14 protein-coding genes are annotated in these 13854 nt (G+C 61.5%); 7 read left to right on the top strand and 7 right to left on the bottom strand.

The genetic code is table 11. The annotated features are described in order from the left end of the window. Positions 1-38: 38 nt before the first annotated feature. The gene (locus tag AB4N53_RS11535) at positions 39-734 is read left to right on the top strand and encodes a response regulator (protein WP_460120588.1); all 696 of its coding nucleotides are present in this window, start codon (positions 39-41) and stop codon (positions 732-734) included. A 109-nt stretch (positions 735-843) separates the two neighbouring features. Here the strand turns inward: AB4N53_RS11535 and AB4N53_RS11530 are convergent, their stop codons facing one another. Then, positions 844-1881: a patatin-like phospholipase family protein gene (locus tag AB4N53_RS11530; protein WP_039759961.1), complete on the bottom strand. Its 1038-nt coding sequence runs from the start codon at positions 1879-1881 to the stop codon at positions 844-846. A gap of 214 nt (positions 1882-2095) precedes the next feature. Between AB4N53_RS11530 and AB4N53_RS11525 the strand changes: the two genes are divergently transcribed. The 3 genes from AB4N53_RS11525 to AB4N53_RS11515 all read left to right on the top strand — a co-directional run bounded on the left by AB4N53_RS11525 (position 2096) and on the right by AB4N53_RS11515 (position 4268). Further along, positions 2096-2374: a hypothetical protein gene (locus tag AB4N53_RS11525; protein WP_016770894.1), complete on the top strand. Its 279-nt coding sequence runs from the start codon at positions 2096-2098 to the stop codon at positions 2372-2374. Between the two features lie 106 nt (positions 2375-2480). Then, positions 2481-3239, top strand: a complete 759-nt coding sequence (locus tag AB4N53_RS11520; RefSeq protein ID WP_460120585.1) for a CHAD domain-containing protein — start codon at positions 2481-2483, stop codon at positions 3237-3239. A gap of 234 nt (positions 3240-3473) precedes the next feature. Beyond that, the gene (locus AB4N53_RS11515) at positions 3474-4268 is read left to right on the top strand and encodes an acyl-CoA thioesterase (RefSeq protein ID WP_460120583.1); all 795 of its coding nucleotides are present in this window, start codon (positions 3474-3476) and stop codon (positions 4266-4268) included. 1 nt (position 4269) lies between these two features. Here the strand turns inward: AB4N53_RS11515 and AB4N53_RS11510 are convergent, their stop codons facing one another. From AB4N53_RS11510 to AB4N53_RS11500, 3 genes are all read right to left on the bottom strand, one after another. Next, positions 4270-4635 (bottom strand): DUF962 domain-containing protein, encoded by a 366-nt coding sequence (locus AB4N53_RS11510; protein ID WP_201230886.1) that lies wholly within the window; start codon positions 4633-4635, stop codon positions 4270-4272. A gap of 228 nt (positions 4636-4863) precedes the next feature. Then, positions 4864-6345, bottom strand: a complete 1482-nt coding sequence (locus AB4N53_RS11505; RefSeq protein WP_460120581.1) for a methyl-accepting chemotaxis protein — start codon at positions 6343-6345, stop codon at positions 4864-4866. Positions 6346-6552: 207 nt separating this feature from the next. After that, on the bottom strand, positions 6553-7359 hold the full coding sequence (locus AB4N53_RS11500; RefSeq protein ID WP_460120579.1) for a TatD family hydrolase: 807 nt from the start codon (positions 7357-7359) through the stop codon (positions 6553-6555). A gap of 234 nt (positions 7360-7593) precedes the next feature. Here AB4N53_RS11500 and AB4N53_RS11495 point away from each other — a divergent pair, with 234 nt between their 5' ends. The 3 genes from AB4N53_RS11495 to AB4N53_RS11485 all read left to right on the top strand — a co-directional run bounded on the left by AB4N53_RS11495 (position 7594) and on the right by AB4N53_RS11485 (position 10121). Continuing rightward, entirely contained in the window at positions 7594-9015 is a 1422-nt protein-coding gene (locus tag AB4N53_RS11495) for an MltF family protein (RefSeq protein WP_460120577.1), read from the top strand. Between the two features lie 113 nt (positions 9016-9128). Beyond that, positions 9129-9563, top strand: coding sequence for a DoxX family protein (locus AB4N53_RS11490; protein WP_039759946.1), 435 nt, complete (start codon positions 9129-9131; stop codon positions 9561-9563). Between the two features lie 249 nt (positions 9564-9812). Next, positions 9813-10121, top strand: coding sequence for a hypothetical protein (locus AB4N53_RS11485; protein ID WP_041478394.1), 309 nt, complete (start codon positions 9813-9815; stop codon positions 10119-10121). 6 nt (positions 10122-10127) lie between these two features. On the opposite strand, the gene greB is transcribed toward AB4N53_RS11485, so the two are convergent. Genes greB through AB4N53_RS11470 form a run of 3 tightly spaced genes read right to left on the bottom strand, consistent with a single transcriptional unit; the run spans position 10128 to position 13847 of the window. Further along, positions 10128-10625: a transcription elongation factor GreB gene (gene greB, locus AB4N53_RS11480; RefSeq protein WP_016770885.1), complete on the bottom strand. Its 498-nt coding sequence runs from the start codon at positions 10623-10625 to the stop codon at positions 10128-10130. Positions 10626-10659: 34 nt separating this feature from the next. After that, a complete protein-coding gene (locus AB4N53_RS11475) occupies positions 10660-13164 on the bottom strand; it encodes an ABC transporter permease (RefSeq protein ID WP_460120574.1) in 2505 nt (834 codons plus the stop codon). After that, complete coding sequence (locus AB4N53_RS11470) at positions 13164-13847, bottom strand: ABC transporter ATP-binding protein (protein ID WP_016770883.1); 684 nt, start codon at positions 13845-13847, stop codon at positions 13164-13166. The genes AB4N53_RS11475 and AB4N53_RS11470 overlap by 1 nt, the downstream gene beginning before the upstream one ends. Between the last annotated feature and the right edge of the window lie 7 nt (positions 13848-13854).

The raw sequence follows: 13854 nt of genomic DNA, 5'->3' as shown, positions 1-13854 counted from the left end.
GCTACTCTCTTGCCACTCTTTTGTGTTGATGTGAATTCATGAGCCAGACCGCGACCATTTTGGTCATCGACGACGAACCGCAGATCCGCAAATTCCTGCGCATCAGCCTCGCTTCACAAGGCTACAAAGTGCTCGAAGCGGGCACCGGCGCTGAAGGCCTGGCGCAAGCCGCGCTGAGCAAACCGGACCTGGTGGTGCTCGACCTCGGGTTGCCGGACATGGACGGGCAGCAGGTCCTGCGCGAGTTGCGCGAATGGGCGACCACGCCCGTGCTGGTGCTGTCGGTGCGCGCCAGTGAAGGGCAGAAGGTCGAAGCGCTGGATGGCGGCGCCAATGACTATGTGACCAAACCGTTCGGCATTCAGGAGTTTCTCGCCCGGGTTCGCGCGTTGTTGCGCCAGGCACCGGCGGGGGAGGCGCAACCGGCGGCGCTGAGTTTCGGCCCGTTGACTGTGGATCTGGCGTATCGGCGGGTGATGCTCGACGGCGTCGAAGTTGCCCTGACCCGCAAGGAATACGCGGTACTGGCGCAACTGGCGCGGCATCCGGGGCGGGTGATCACCCAGCAGCAATTGCTCAAGGATATCTGGGGGCCGACGCACACCGAGGACAGTCATTACCTGCGCATCGTGGTCGGGCATCTGCGGCAGAAACTGGCGGACGACCCGACCCGGCCACGGTTTATCGTAACTGAGGCGGGGGTTGGGTATCGGTTGTTGAGTGAAGCTGGCTGAGCTGACGCCTTCGCGAGCAGGCTCGCTCCCACAGGGGAATGCATTTCAAATGTGGGAGCGAGCCTGCTCGCGAATAGGCCATCAAATACTCTGAAAAGTTCGTATCAGATCAACCCTGCTCCTGCTCATACCGATCCAGCGTGTCACTGGCAATTTCCCGACCCAGCGCGATCAATTCCGGCGCCTTGTAGAACTCGAAAAACCGGCACACCCGCTTCGGCACGTTGATCAGGATGTCCGGCGGATACCCGGCAATCTTGTACTGCGCCAGTGAGGTCTGCATCACCTCGAAACTCTGGTTGATCAGATCCAGCAGCGACGCCGGCCCGACGTTATCGATGATGAACGAACCGGTAGCGGATTTCGGCGCGCCTTCGCGTTCAGGGGCGGCGGCCGGTTGCTGGCTTTCCGGCTCGACGCCCTCAAGCCACGGATTGATCTCCGCCGCCTCTGCGCGCAGGGCTTCCTGTTCGAGCTTCAACAATTGCTCGGCCTGTTTACGGCGGAACGGCAACTTCGAACCCATGGATTTGATCAGGCTGTCGAAACGCGAACGAAACGCTGCTGGCCGCTCGATCACTGGCAGCTTGTACTGCCGCTGGTTGGTGGCGTTGAGGTTGACCGCGATGATCAGGTCGCAATGGCTCGATACCACCGGAACGATCGGCAACGGATTGAGAATGCCGCCATCGACCAGCATGCGGTTGCCCTGCATCACCGGGGTAAACAGGCTGGGAATCGCCGCTGAGGCGCGCATGGCCTGATGCAGGCAGCCTTCCTGAAACCAGATTTCCTGCTGGTTGGTCAGGTCGGCGGCGACGGCGGTGTAGGGGATTCGCAGGTCTTCGATGTTGATCTCGCCGACGATCTTGCGAATCTGCCCGAAGACCTTTTCACCACGAATCGCGCCGAGACGGAAACTCACGTCGACCAGACGCAGCACGTCGAGGTAATCAAGGCTTTCGATCCAGCGCCGGTACTCATCCAGTTTGCCGGCGGCATAGATCCCGCCAACCACCGCGCCCATCGAACAACCGGCAATGCAGGCGATGTCGTAGCCGCGTTTTTCAATTTCTTCGATAACGCCGATATGGGCATAGCCCCGGGCGCCACCTGAGCCCAGCACCAGTGCGACACGCTTTTTCATCAAACTTCCTCCGGACAAGCCTGCACAATGCACGCATCGGCCAAGCGCCTCAATCGCCAAGGTCGTTGCGCGAGTCAGTGACGTCGTTTTTCACTCGCTTCGCACGCTTCAGCGCTATGCTCTGCGCCACGGGATTTGCCCGGCTGGCGAGGCACTTTTTCGCCGCTTGACCGTCTTACCTGCACGACTGTTGACCTACCTTGAGGTGTGATTGATGAAAGCCTGGATCTGTGTACCGTTGATGGCTCTGGTTCTGGCCGGTTGCGCCGGCAAAACCGCGTACCGCGACAGCTGCGGCAGCCAACTCGACGCGGCCTGGCACGAGCTGGACCTGGCCAAGGCTGAAGGCTTCGCCGGCACCGTCAGCTATTCCAAAGCGCTCTCGCTGCTGACCGCCGCCAAGACCCAGCAACAATTCGAAGGCTTCGAAGGCTGCAGCAAGAAAGCCGAAAAAGCCCGCTTCTACATTCGCGAATCCCGCGCAGGACGTTAAAAAAGCAGCTGCAAGTTTCAAGCTGCAAGCGGCAAGCCTTGAAGCAAACGCGTTCAACTTGAAGCTTGTAGCTAGAAGCCTGTAGCTGTCTACGGAGTAGACCCCCATGATCGATCGCTTGGTGGCTCATGTGTTGAGCCTGGATGTGCGACTGCTGGCGTGTCAGGCGCGGTTGGCTGCGCGGACCGATTCCGAGGCGTTGCACGATTTGCGCACCACGGTGCGGCGCTTGCGCAGCCTGTTGCGACCGTTGCGCGGCTTGCCGGGTGTCGAGCAACTGGAGGCGGCGGCTTCAGCGGTGGGCGATCTGACCACACCGTGGCGTGATCGCGAAGTGCTGGCGGCGTATCTGCTCGAGCATGACCAGCCTGAGGCTGCGCAGCGGCGTCTGACGCAAATGGCCGAGGCGTATCCGGCGCTGGCAGCGAGTGCGGAATTGGCTTCGTTGCTGATGATCCTCGACGCCTTCCCGCGTTTCCTCCGTGCTTCCCAGCGTCAGGGCTTGCTCAAGGATCTGGACAAGCGCATCGAAAAACGTCTGGGCAAACAATGGCAGAAGCTCGACGCGGCGCTGCACGATCCCGCCCATGACCGCCATCGTCTGCGCCTGCTGATCAAGCGCGTGCGCTATGGCATCGAAGCCTATCCAGAACTCGATCGCCTACCGAAACCGGCATACAAACGCCTGAAGTCCGCGCAAGGCGCACTGGGCGATTGGCACGATTGCTGGCAATGGCTGGCGCGCGCCGAGCAGGAGGCCGATCTGCAACCGTGCGTGGCCACTTGGCAGGCAGGGTTGATCAAGGCAGAGCTGAAGGCCGATCAAGTGCTGGAAAAACTCAGCGCGACGTGTTTCAAATCCTGAAGCTTACGCGTCCCTCTGTAGGAGCTGCCGAAGGCTGCGATCTTTTGATTTTGATTTGCAAACAGATCAAAAGATCGCAGCCTCGTTTCACTCGACAGCTCCTACAAGGGTTTTGCGGCGAAATCGAAAAGTGCCAAGGCCTATCTGTCAGCCCATTTGACCGGAATAGACGCTGCGCCGCCGCCCGGGGCTGGTTAAGATCCGCGCATTCCATTTACGCTTTCCGAGGTTGCCATGCGCTTTTGCGATCTGCTCGATGCTGTCCGCCATCAACCTGAAGTGACTATCCCCGCCGAATGGGGGCAGGGCCGGGCCAGTTTTGGCGGACTGGTGGCCGCGCTGCAATTTGAAGCCATGCGCGCCAGGGTGCCGTCGGGGCGCCCGGTGCGATCGCTGGCGATTACCTTTGTCGGCCCGGTCGAGCCGCAAGTGCCGGTGAGTTTCGAAGTCGACGTGCTGCGTGAAGGCAAAGCGGTCAGCCAGGTATTGGGCCGCGCCATGCAGAATGGTCAGGTGGTGACGATCATTCAGGGCAGCTTCGGTGCCTCGCGCGCCTCGGAAGTCGCCGTCGAAGCTTACCCGGCGCCAACCATGAAACACTGGGACGAATGCCAGGAATTGCCCTACATCAAAGGCGTGACCCCGGAATTCATGCGTCATCTAGCCATGCGCTGGAGCGTCGGCGGCATTCCGTTTTCCGGCACGGCCTCGCGCTTGATGGGCGGCTGGGTGCGGTTGCGTGGGGATGTCAAAGAGGAGCCGGTCAACGAGGCGCATCTGCTGGCGCTGGTGGATGCCTGGCCTCCGGCGCTGTTGCCGTATCTGAAGAAACCGGCACCGGGTAGCACGCTGACCTGGACCATCGAATTCGTGCAGCCATTACACGACTTGAGCACGCTGGATTGGTGCCAATACCTGGCCGACATCGAATACGCAGCCGACGGCTACGGCCATGTCGCCGCGAAGTTGTGGAGTGCGCAGGGCGAGTTGATTGCCATGAGTCGGCAGACCGTGACGATCTTCGCCTGACTCAATGCCGACGGTGGCGCTCACGCCAGGCGCGCCACCAGCCACCGCTGAGAATGAACCGCGGAAAGGTCAGAAATTGCTCGACCAGTAAACGTGACACGGCATCTTTGCGATCACTGAACGGCTCGGAGGCTTGCGCCTCCAGGCTGTGGCCGTGGCGCTGCAGACCCAGCGCCGCGACAATCCCGATCACACCGATGGCGACGCTGGCCAGACTCAGGCTGAACACCCCCGACACGATCAGCAGAAACGCCACGATGAACAGCGGCACGGCAATCAGGTGCAGAACCAGATTGGTCGGATGCTGATGATTGCCCGGGTAGGCGCGCCATTGCCACGCGGGAAGGTTGGGGTGACGTTTGCCCATGTTTGCTACTCCTCGATCCATGTTGAACACATGCTTGAAGAATAGGCCCGGGCGCGGAGGGCGGCGAATCAAGGTTGGCTATTGAGTTGATAGCGGCAATGGCAAAATTTGATGTCGCCTGAGCGGACGCCATCGCGGGCAAGCCCGCTCCCACAGTGTGCTCGGTGTACGCACAATTGTTGATTGTAGAAAATCCCTGTGGGAGCGGGCTTGCCCGCGAAGAGGCCATCAGAGTTTCAACTGCCCTATCGCCTTGTTCAGCTCCCCGGCCAACGTCGCCAGCTCGTTACTGGTCGTCGCCGAATCCACCGTCTGCTGCACGGTGTTCTCAGTCACATCACGAATACTCACCACGGCGCGATTCATCTCTTCGGCAACCTGGCTCTGCTGTTCTGCGGCCACGGCAATCTGCGTGTTGCTTTCGCGCATCTGCGCCACCGCCCCGGTGATTTCCGCCAAGGCCGCGCCAGCCTCCTGCGCCTGCTGCACGCAGTCGTCGGCCTTGTACGAACTCTCCTGCATGAAATCCACCGCATCGCGGGTGCCGGCCTGCAGCGCGGCGATCATGCCGGTGATCTCGTCGGTGGACGCCTGCACGCGCTTGGCAAGGTTGCGCACTTCATCGGCGACCACGGCAAAGCCGCGACCCATCTCCCCGGCGCGCGCCGCTTCGATCGCGGCATTGAGCGCGAGCAGATTGGTCTGTTCGGCAATGCTGTGAATCACGCTGACCACGCCGTTGATCTTCTGGCTGTCCTCGGCCAGACGTTGAATCATTTGCGCAGTTTGCTGCACGCCGCTGGACAGCCCGGCAATCGACTGTTGCACCCGCGCCACCACTTGCTGACCGCTGCCGGCGAGGCCGTCGGCGGTTTTCGACAGATCGCGCGTGGCGCCGGCGTGTTGCGCGATGTGATAAACGGTGGCGGTCATTTCGTTGATCGCGGTGGCAGCCTGATCGGTTTCGCTTTGCTGGCCGAGCATGCCGTGGCGCACATCGTTCATGCTCGAGGCCAGCCGCGCAGCACCGTCATCCAGTTGTCGCGCGGTGTTGGCAACGGTCGTCACGACGCGCTGATAACCGGCCTGCATGGCGTTGAAGGCATTGGCCATCTGCCCGACTTCGTCCTTGCCTACCAGCGGCACACGAGCGGAAAGGTCGCCGGTTTTTTCAACGTGCAGCATTACGTCTTTCAACGTGTTGAGCTGGCTGAGCAGAAAGCGGATCAGCAGTTGCGAAGCGCCGAGCATCGCCAGCATCAGGACGAAGACCGCCAGCGCATAGTTGGCAAAACGCTCGCTGAACACCTGGCTCAGGCTCGGGGCATAGGCGATGACCGCCACTTGCTCACCGTCAGCACGGCTGAACACTTCGGCGCCCATCAACGGGTCGTCACCGAACAGTGGCATTTCATTGATGGCGTTCCAGCCGTTGCTGCCGCTGATTTCCAGCAGCGGTTGATCACTGAGACGCGGCGCTTCACCGCGCTTGAAGGTCAGCACTTGAGCGGATTTGGGCAGCGCTTGCCCGGACGGCCAGGCCTTGAGCAACTGTGCCTGCGCCTGAGCGGAGGCTTGCGCGGCGTGGCTGCGGGCCTGCTGTTCGAGATGTACGGCGTACAAAACCAACAACAGGGTGGTGACAAAGGCGACCGCGTTGACCGCCCAGAATTTGTATTTCAGCGAGATGTTGCTAAGCCAGGCACCCATGGAGGTCTTCTCTGATAGCGGAAACAGTTTTGGCAAGGTGCCATTATTGTGCCGCTATGCAGATTCGGGAGTTTTGATATGAATCAACAGATGCCGAGATCTATTGTGGGAGCGAGCCTGCTCGCGAAAGCGTTGCGTCATTCAGCCCATTTGTAGCTGATCCACCGCCTTCGCGAGCAGGCTCGCTCCCACGGGGGACGTGTGCAGTCAGGGGAGAATGGGGAGTTTAAAAAACGCCCGGGCACACGCGGTTGTATGCGCGGCCAGCGCTTCCTCGGTCTCGCCACGGTGCAACGCCACCTCGCGCAACACGTCGGTCAGATACGCCGGCTCGTTACGGCCGTTTTTCGGCTTCGGCCGCAGCGTACGCGGGAGCAGATACGGCGCGTCGCTTTCCAGCATCAGCCGTCCCGCTTTGATCTCTTTGACCAGCGGATGCAGATGCGTGCCACGGCGTTCGTCGCAGATCCAGCCGGTGATGCCGATGTGCAGATCCAGATCGAGGTAGCTGAACAGGGCTTTCTGCTCGCCAGTGAAGCAATGCACCACCACCGCCGGCAGTTGATCGCGGAAGTCCTTGAGGATCTCCAGCAGGCGCTGGCTGGCATCGCGCTCATGCAGGAACACCGGCAACTGCAGCTCGACGGCCAGCGCCAGATGTTCTTCGAGAACCTTTTCCTGTTGCGGGCGCGGGGAGAAATCGCGGTTGAAATCCAGCCCGCATTCGCCCACCGCGACGACATTGGATTCGTTCAGCAGACTGCGCAGGCGACGAGCACTGTCAGCGTTCCAGTCGCTGGCCGAATGGGGGTGAATACCGGCGGTGGCGAACAGTCGTTGGCCGCTTTCATCCAGTTGCTGGCAGAGTTCCAGCGCCTGCTCGCTACCCTCGACGCTGGTGCCGGTCAGCACCAATTGGCAAACGCCTGCGGCATAAGCGCGGTCGAGCACAGTCTGGTGTTTGTCGGCGAAACTGGGGTTGGTCAGGTTGACGCCGATATCGATGAGTTGCATGGTGCTACCTCGGGCCGAAGGCCGGAAAGCATATCAGAGCTGTAGATTTATAAGAAAAGCCAAGAACTACAAAGACTTATGGCTGTCTGTTGAGGCCGCGGGGGACTCCGGGGTGGCGACAATGCCATCACTGTGCCAGTCTCACGCACTTTATCAGCGCTCAAAGCGCTCTGTTTTCGTCGGTGATGTCGTCTCTTTTGCGACGAATCGCCCCGTATTCTTTTCGGAGAGTGGATGCATCGTCCCTCGGTTCTGCTGCTGTTGTGTGCTGCGTTGCTGCTGCCGATGACGGCGGCCGCGCGCCTGCCCGGGCCGTTGCAAGCCGTGCCGGCGAGCAAGGTTCGCGACCTCTCGGACATTCGCAGCAGCCGCGTGTTGCGGGTGTTGGTCAATCAGAGCCGCAACAGCTCCGGCGAAGTTCAGGGCCAGGCCATCGGTGTCGAGTACCACCGACTGCGCGCGTTCGAGCAATACCTCAATGGCCATGCTCGTGACGGCCAGGAAGTCACCCTCAAGATCATTCCCAAAGCCAAGGATCAATTGCTCGGCGCTTTGCAGCGCGGCGAAGGCGACATGGTCGCGCCCGGTGAACTGCTCGATCTGCCATCGGGCTATGCAGTAGCCAGCAGTGAGCCGATTGCCAGCAACGTGCCGCTGGTGCTGGTCGGCATCAAGGGCCAGCGCCGGTACACCAAGGTCGAGCAACTGTCCGGCAAGACCTTGGCCTTGCCTACCGGCAGTGCGGCGGGGGAGGTGGTCAGTCAGCTCAACCAGAAGCTCGCACTGCACAAACTGGCGCCGATCAACATCGAGTGGGTCGATCCGACGCTGGCGGTCGAAGACGTGCTGGAGATGGTCCAGGGCGGGATTTTCCACCTGACCATTGTCGAGCAACCGATTGCCGAGCGTTGGGGCAAAATCCTGCCGAAGCTGCGCCTCGATCGGCAACTGAGCCTCGGCGAGCCGGGCGAAGAACATTGGTTTGTCCGGCGCGATGCGTCGATGTTGCGCGCGAGCATCGATCGCTTCCTCACCGGCTACAAGAAGCCGTCGGACGAAGACGCCGCGTTCCTGCGCATTTATCGCCGTCTCTATCAAGTGCACAATCCGCTGGCCAAAGGCGATCGCCAGCGGCTGGAAAAACTTCGTCCGACCCTGCAAAAGCACGCCGACGCGCAGAACATGGACTGGCTTAACCTGGCGGCGCTGGCGTTCAAGGAATCGCGTCTGCAGCCCAATGCCCGCAGCGGCAGCGGCCCGACCGGGTTGATGCAGATCACCCCGTCTGCCGCGCAGCGGGTCGGCGTGAGCAATATCCAGAATCTCGATGCGAATGTGCAGGCCGGCGCCAAGTACCTGGCGATGATCCGCCGCAAGTTCTTCAGCAGCCCGAAACTCAACGAGCGTGAGCGCATGGCGTTCACCCTCGCCGCTTACAACATCGGCCCCGAGCGCGTGCAGGGCATGCGCGCTGAAGCCCGCCGCCGTGGTCTCAATCCCAACCAGTGGTTCTTTCAGGTCGAGCGCATTGCCATGGAGCAGGTGGGGATGGGCGCCGTCAGCTATGTTAATAGCGTGAACAAGTATTACCTGGCATTCGACCGGGAGCGTGAGTCGCTCGAGCCCCGGCAGCAGAAAGTGGTCACACGTAAATAATCTAATAATCCGATTGTTATGGCGAAATTTTTGCGCTTTAAACATGAAATAAACTGATTAATATAGCGACCAACCCAAACACACAAACACTTCTGCACAACAAGGAATGCACCATGAGCTCTCTGATCAACAAGGTTCTGTTCACCCGCGCCGGTTACGGCCTGACTGTCCTGCGCATTGCTGTCGGCGTGATCTTCGCCGCCCACGGTTCGCAGAAACTCTTTGGTCTGTTCGGTGGTTACGGCCTGGCCGGCACCGCGCAATGGATGGAAAGCATTGGCCTGACCCCGGGCTATCTGATGGCCTCGCTGGCCGGCGGTACCGAGTTCTTCGCCGGTCTGGCGCTGATCATCGGCCTGTTGGTACGCCCGGCGGCACTTGGTCTGGCGTTCCTCTCGCTGGTGGCGATCTTCTCGGTGCACATCGGCAACGGTCTGTTCATGGCCAACAACGGTTATGAGTTCGCTCTGGCTCTGCTGGCCGGCAGCATCGCGGTACTGATCGAAGGTGCCGGCAAGCTCTCGGCGGATCGCGCCATCGCCGGTTGAAGGCTCTGGCTCAAGGCAAAGGCCCGCATTGCGCGGGCCTTTTTTTGTTGCGGGGGATTCTTGACACTGATCGGTCACGTTCTCTAGGATGTTGCCCATGCGCCGATTTAAACAGCTACTTGCGGGGCGCCAGGTGACTTCTACAGTTACCGTCAGAAGCCGGAACAGGGCTTCGAAATACCGCTAAAGCGCTGGTTCGGTGTTGCCTCTCACCTGCCATGCAGACTTTTGAGGCAGAGACACGACACGATGAACGCACTACGCCCTCCAGCACGTCCCGCGCCGATCACGGCACATGTCACCCAGCGCAACCCGAAAATCCTTCTTGGCGGCAAACACCAGCCGACGCTGTTACGTTATCTCGATGGCTGGCCACGTCGCAGCGGCGGTCCTGCCGCGTTCCTGATCCAGTTTGTCGATGACGGCGAGTCGCTGGCGCGTTTCGCCACTGACAGCTTTGATCTGGCGGTGATTCAAGCGCCGAGCGCAGAAGATGCGCCGGAAATGATCAAGCAGCTGACCCGCGTAGCGCGGCAGGGCCTGATCACTCGGCGCTGATCGGTCTTACGGATATTCAATCGCGACGATGTAAACGAACTGCTCGCCGGTCGGCGTCTGCACCCGCACTTCCGCGTCCAGTGCCTTGCCGATCAAGGCGCGGGCCAGCGGCGAGTCGATGCTGATCAAGCCGAGTTTGAGGTCCAGTTCATCGGGGCCGACGATGCGGTAGCGCGATTGCTTGCCGTCTTCGTCTTCGATGGTGACCCAGGCGCCGAAATAGACCTTGTTCGGATCGCTGGGTTTTTCGCTGACCACCTTCAGCGCTTCCAGGCGTTTGGTGAGAAAGCGCACGCGGCTGTCGATTTCGCGCAGCATCTTCTTGCCGTAGGTGTATTCGGCGTTTTCCGAACGATCGCCCTGGGCCGCCGCTTCACTCACAGCCTGGGTGACCTGCGGGCGACGCACATGCCACAACTCATGGAATTCGGCGCGCATCCGCGCTTCACCCTCGGGGGTGATCAGCGCGGTGCCGGCGGTGCGGGGAGGGCGATAACGGCTCATGGCGACTTCTTGTGATTAAGACCGCGTGAGTCTATCAACCCTCGCGCAACACTGTCAGCGGGCTGGCGTTCAGTGCCCGACGCGTGCCGAATACGCCGGCGCCACCGATCAACGCGGCGCCAATCAGCGGTAGCACCAGCAACCACGGATGCGGATGCCATGGCAGGTCAAAGGCGAAGCGGTACAGCACCAGACTCACCACCTCCGAACCGATCGCCGCGAGCAAGCCGCTGACCGCGCCCAACAAACCGAATTCGATCCGCCGCGCCTTGATCAGCAACTGCCGCTCGGCGCCCAGCGCGCGTAACAGCGCACCCTGACGAATGCGTTCATCCAGCGTCGCTTGCAGGCCCGAGAACAGCACTGCCATCCCCGCCGCCAGAACAAACAACAACACATATTCCACCGCCAGGGTGACCTGAGCGAGGATGCTGCGCAGCTGTTCGAGCAATGCTTCTACCTGCAGGATGGTCACCGCCGGGAAGGTCCGCGACAGCTCGACGATCTGCTGATCATGCCCCGGCGCCAGGTAGAAACTGGTCAGGTAGGTCGCCGGCAGATCCTTCAAGGTGCCGGGCTGGAAGATCATGAAGAAGTTCGGCTGGAAGTTGTCCCAGTTGATCTCGCGCAGGCTGGTGACCTTCGCTTCCCGGTTGACCCCGCCGACACTGAACACCATGTGATCGCCGAGTTTGAGTTTCAGGCTTTCGGCAACCTTGCCTTCCACCGAAACCCCCGGCACGTCGTCGGACGGCTGACCGCTCCACCACGAGCCGGCGGTGAGCTTGTTGCCGGCCGGCAGATCCGCCGCCCAGGTCAGGCTCAGGTCACGCTGGATGGCGCGGTCACCGGCCGAGTCCTTGCTGACGATCTGTTGTACCGCTTCGCCATTGATGCTGATCAACCGACCCGGCACCACCGGATACAACGGCGCCGCTTGCGCCGACACCTTGATCAGGTGATCGGCGAAGGCCTGTTTGTCCGCCGGGAGGATATTCAGCGCGAAGTAGTTCGGCGCATTTTTCGGCAACTGGTTCTGCCAGGTGTCGAGCAGTTCGCCGCGCAGCAAGGCGATCAGCGCCATCGACAACAGGATGAGACCGAACGCCAGCGACTGCCCGGCCGCTGCCAATGGATGCCGCAACAACTGGCCCAGGCCCAACCGCCATGGCAACGAGGCGCGGGCCAGCATGCGGCGCAGGCTTTGCAGCAGCAACAAGAGCAGGCCGCCCAGCACCAGCGCGGCGACCACACCGCCGCCGAGCAGGGCGAAGGTCAGCAGCAGGTCGAGGCTCAGACGCCACATGATCAGGCCCAGCGCACCCAACGCCGCGCCATAGACCATCCACGTACTCGAGGGAATCGGCAGCATGTCGCGGCGCAACACTCGCAGCGGTGGCACGCGACCCAGTGCAGCCAATGGCGGCAAGGCAAAACCGGCTAGCGCCACCAGTCCTGTGCCAATCCCGGCCATCGCCGGAAACAGGCCTCCCGGTGGCACGTCACTTGGTAGCAAATCATGCAGCAACGCGAACAGACCCAGCTGCGCCAGCCAACCGAGCAGGGCGCCGCTGACTGCCGCCACCAGTCCAAGCACAGTCAGTTGCAGGCTGAACAGCACCATGGTTTCCCGGCGCGATAAGCCGAGGCAGCGCAGCAAGGCACTGGCGTCGAAACGCCGACTGGCGAAACGGTTGGCCGACAATGCCACTGCTACCCCGGCCAACAACACCGCTACCAGGCTGGCCATATTCAGATAACGTTCAGCCTTGCCCAGCGCACCGCCGATTTGCCGGTTACCGTCACGGGCATCCTGAATTCTCTGGTTTGCAGCAAGGCCCGGTTTGATCAGCTCGCGATAGGTTTCCAGCGCCTGCGTTTCGCCGCGCCAGAGTTCGCGATAACTCACCCGGCTGCCCGGTTGCACCACGCCGGTAGCGGCGAGGTCATCGAGGTTGATCAGCACCCTTGGCGTCAGGCTGTAGAAGTTGCCGGCGCGATCCGGCTCGTAGGTCAGCACGCGGGTCAGCTTCAAGGTCTTCATGCCGACATCGATGCTGTCGCCGATTTTCAGATCCAGCGCGGCCAACAGGCGCGCCTCGACCCAGGCTTCACCGGGTTGCGGTTCGCCGCCGATTTCTTCCTGGGCAAAGGGTGCGGGCGCGCTTTTCAGCTCGCCACGCAATGGATAGGCACGATCGACGGCTTTGATGCTGGACAACTGAATGCCGTTGTCAGTGGCAATGACACTGGAGAACTCCACCACTTGCGCATGATTGAGGCGCAGTTCCGTGCCGCTGCGGATTTGCTCCTCGCGGGCTGGCGAGCTGCCTTCCAGTACCAGATCAGCGCCAAGAAACTCGGTAGCGCGCAGCATCATTGCGCCATTGAGGCGGGCGCCGAAATAGCCGATTGCGGTGCTCGCCGCGACGGCCACCACCAGCGCAAAGAACAACACGCGCAGCTCACCGGCGCGGGCATCGCGCATGAGCTGGCGCAGGGCAAGGCTGAACAGACGCAACAGCGGCAGACGTGCCATCAAGGCTCCAGAGGGGCGACCAGCAGCCCGGCTTCAAGACGGATCAGGCGCCGGCAGCGATGGGCCAGGCGCTCGTCGTGGGTCACCAGCACCAGGGTGGTGCCGCGTTCCTTGTTCAGCTCGAACAGCAAGTCGCTGATGCGCTCGCCGGTGTGGCTGTCGAGGTTGCCGGTCGGCTCGTCAGCGAACAGCACGTCCGGTTCGGCAGCGAAGGCGCGGGCGATGGCTACACGTTGCTGTTCACCGCCGGAGAGCTGGCGCGGCGAATGGGTCAGGCGCTGGCCGAGACCGACGCGCTGGAGCAATTGCGTAGCGCGCTCGCGGGCATCTTTGCGGCCGTCGAGTTCAAGCGGCAGCATGACGTTTTCCAGAGCATTGAGGCTGTCGAGCAACTGAAACGACTGGAAGACAAACCCCACGTGCTCGGCGCGGATTCGTGCACGCTGGTCTTCATCGAGATTGCTCAGGCCCTGGCCAGCGAGGGTGACTTCGCCGCTGCTCGGCAGGTCGAGGCCGGCGAGCAGGCCGAGGAGGGTGGATTTGCCGGAACCGGACGCGCCGACGATGGCCAGGCTGTCGCCCTTGTTCAGTTCCAGGCTGAGTTCGTGCAGGATAGTCAGTTCACCTTCCGCGCTAGGGACCACTTTGCTGAGGTTCTTCGCGGTGAGAATGCTTGCGCCCATGGAGAAT

Source organism: Pseudomonas sp. H3_E04 (assembly GCF_054668915.1).
The sequence above is the reverse complement of the archived record's forward strand: the minus strand, read 5'-3'. Positions and strand labels throughout refer to the sequence as shown.

Excerpts from the sequence above, each read along its gene's own strand:
- AB4N53_RS11535 (WP_460120588.1), top strand. The coding sequence starts at position 39 with ATGAGCCAGACCGCGACCATTTTGGTCATCGACGACGAACCGCAGATC.
- AB4N53_RS11530 (WP_039759961.1), bottom strand. The coding sequence starts at position 1,881 with ATGAAAAAGCGTGTCGCACTGGTGCTGGGCTCAGGTGGCGCCCGGGGC.
- AB4N53_RS11525 (WP_016770894.1), top strand. The coding sequence starts at position 2,096 with ATGAAAGCCTGGATCTGTGTACCGTTGATGGCTCTGGTTCTGGCCGGT.
- AB4N53_RS11520 (WP_460120585.1), top strand. The coding sequence starts at position 2,481 with ATGATCGATCGCTTGGTGGCTCATGTGTTGAGCCTGGATGTGCGACTG.
- AB4N53_RS11515 (WP_460120583.1), top strand. The coding sequence starts at position 3,474 with ATGCGCTTTTGCGATCTGCTCGATGCTGTCCGCCATCAACCTGAAGTG.
- AB4N53_RS11510 (WP_201230886.1), bottom strand. The coding sequence starts at position 4,635 with ATGGGCAAACGTCACCCCAACCTTCCCGCGTGGCAATGGCGCGCCTAC.
- AB4N53_RS11505 (WP_460120581.1), bottom strand. The coding sequence starts at position 6,345 with ATGGGTGCCTGGCTTAGCAACATCTCGCTGAAATACAAATTCTGGGCG.
- AB4N53_RS11500 (WP_460120579.1), bottom strand. The coding sequence starts at position 7,359 with ATGCAACTCATCGATATCGGCGTCAACCTGACCAACCCCAGTTTCGCC.
- AB4N53_RS11495 (WP_460120577.1), top strand. The coding sequence starts at position 7,594 with ATGCATCGTCCCTCGGTTCTGCTGCTGTTGTGTGCTGCGTTGCTGCTG.
- AB4N53_RS11490 (WP_039759946.1), top strand. The coding sequence starts at position 9,129 with ATGAGCTCTCTGATCAACAAGGTTCTGTTCACCCGCGCCGGTTACGGC.
- AB4N53_RS11485 (WP_041478394.1), top strand. The coding sequence starts at position 9,813 with ATGAACGCACTACGCCCTCCAGCACGTCCCGCGCCGATCACGGCACAT.
- greB (WP_016770885.1), bottom strand. The coding sequence starts at position 10,625 with ATGAGCCGTTATCGCCCTCCCCGCACCGCCGGCACCGCGCTGATCACC.
- AB4N53_RS11475 (WP_460120574.1), bottom strand. The coding sequence starts at position 13,164 with ATGGCACGTCTGCCGCTGTTGCGTCTGTTCAGCCTTGCCCTGCGCCAG.
- AB4N53_RS11470 (WP_016770883.1), bottom strand. The coding sequence starts at position 13,847 with ATGGGCGCAAGCATTCTCACCGCGAAGAACCTCAGCAAAGTGGTCCCT.